Source organism: Neisseria sp. P0022.S010 (genome assembly GCF_051956635.1).
On record NZ_JBQCXF010000629.1, the window covers coordinates 1 to 1,580 of the forward strand.

The window sequence follows — 1,580 nt, forward strand, 5'->3', positions numbered from 1 at the left end:
GAAAGGCAGATTCTCAAGACGAAAAAATAACCGCTAAAAAGCGGTTAGATTTTCTAATGTGGTGCCGACAGCGAGATTTGAACTCGCACAGCCTACGGCCACTACCCCCTCAAGATAGCGTGTCTACCAATTCCACCATGTCGGCATAAATCAAATTGTCTTACTGCTGCTGAGGATTCGGAGCAACAGGAGTTGTATTGTTTTGTGCAGGCGTTGCAGGCTTAGGAGCCTGTTGGGTCTGCTTCACATCGCTGAAGTCTAAACCGTGCTTATTGGAGTGGGTGTGAATATACACCATTGCCATGCAGGTCGCAAAGAAAAATGTTGCAGCAACGGCAGTCGAGCGGCTGAGGAAGTTGGCATTACCGGCAGAACCGAATACGCCTTGCGCGCTACCGCTGCCGGAACCGAATGTTGCGCCGGCATCCGCACCTTTACCGTGTTGCAGCAATACTAACACGATTACGAATAGAGCGGAAATAATATTAATAATCCAGATAAGGGTTTTAAAGGCTTCCATATGTTTTCTACGAGGCTTGTGCTGCGTTGATGATGGCGGTAAAGGAGTCATAGGATAATGACGCGCCACCAACCAATGCGCCGTCTACATGAGGTACTGCGAAGATGTCGGCTGCGTTATCCGCTTTCACACTTCCGCCGTAAAGAACGCGGATTTTAACATCGCTTCCGCACAAAGACAAGATTTCTTTGTAGATAAATGCGTGCATGTCGGCGATTTGTTCGACGGTGGCGACTTTGCCTGTGCCGATCGCCCAAACCGGCTCGTAGGCAACGGCGATGTTTTGGGTGTTCAGACCTTGCAGGATGGAAAGCTGATGGGCAATGACTTCGTGTTCTTTACCGGCTTCGCGCTCTTCCAGGCTTTCACCGACGCACAACAATGGAATCAGGCCGACATTGAGGACGTTTTCCATTTTGCGGCGTTGGATTTCGTTTTTCTCGCCGAAATAAAGGCTGCGCTCGGAGTGGCCGATGAGGACGATGTCTGTACCGATGTCGGCAAGCATTTCGGCGGACACTTCGCCGGTGTACGCGCCGTTATTCGGGAAACGGCTCACATCTTGCGCACAGGTCAAGATGCGGTTGTTCAAAACGATTTGCATAGCGTTGTGCAGTTGCAACAGATACACGGTAGGGGCGGCCAGGCCGATTAATACGCGTTCGGCGGTTGGCATGACGCGGAAGCGGTGCATAAGTGCATTGTTGTTTTGGAGTCGGCCGTTCATTTTCCAGTTGCCGATAACCCATTTTTGATCCCACATTCCGATTTGGTGATACATCTTTATTGCTCCGTGTGTTGATTGTTGCTTGTTGTAGCGTGGTGTAATGTGAAAGTTTAGTGGATATATGTGCGCTTGGCAATTATTAACAAGCCTCGGGGCCGTCTGAAAGATGGCACACTCTCCGACAAGGATTTATAATGTATGCTTCGATAAAATTAAGAATTGAACGGAGCACAAATATGGACTTTGAAAAAGCGCGTTTCAATATGGTTGAACAGCAGATTCGTCCGTGGGATGTCTTGGACTTCGACATTTTGGATGCTTTGGAGGAGATCG

At 49.1% G+C, this 1,580-nt stretch carries 2 protein-coding genes, 1 tRNA gene and 1 pseudogene; 1 reads left to right on the forward strand and 3 read right to left on the reverse strand.

Going from position 1 to position 1,580, the window contains the following annotated elements; translation table 11 throughout:
* Positions 1–59 precede the first annotated feature (59 nt).
* The 3 genes from ACTHUT_RS20105 to tpiA all read right to left on the reverse strand — a co-directional run bounded on the left by ACTHUT_RS20105 (position 60) and on the right by tpiA (position 1,301).
* A tRNA-Leu gene (locus ACTHUT_RS20105) sits at positions 60–145 on the reverse strand.
* Positions 146–160: 15 nt separating this feature from the next.
* Positions 161–520: a preprotein translocase subunit SecG gene (gene secG, locus ACTHUT_RS20110; RefSeq protein WP_036492092.1), complete on the reverse strand. Its 360-nt coding sequence runs from the start codon at positions 518–520 to the stop codon at positions 161–163.
* A gap of 7 nt (positions 521–527) precedes the next feature.
* Entirely contained in the window at positions 528–1,301 is a 774-nt protein-coding gene (gene tpiA / locus ACTHUT_RS20115) for a triose-phosphate isomerase (protein ID WP_003748082.1), read from the reverse strand.
* A gap of 182 nt (positions 1,302–1,483) precedes the next feature.
* Between tpiA and ACTHUT_RS20120 the strand changes: the two are divergent.
* A pseudogene (locus tag ACTHUT_RS20120) lies at positions 1,484–1,580 on the forward strand (protein-L-isoaspartate O-methyltransferase family protein); the annotation flags it as partial.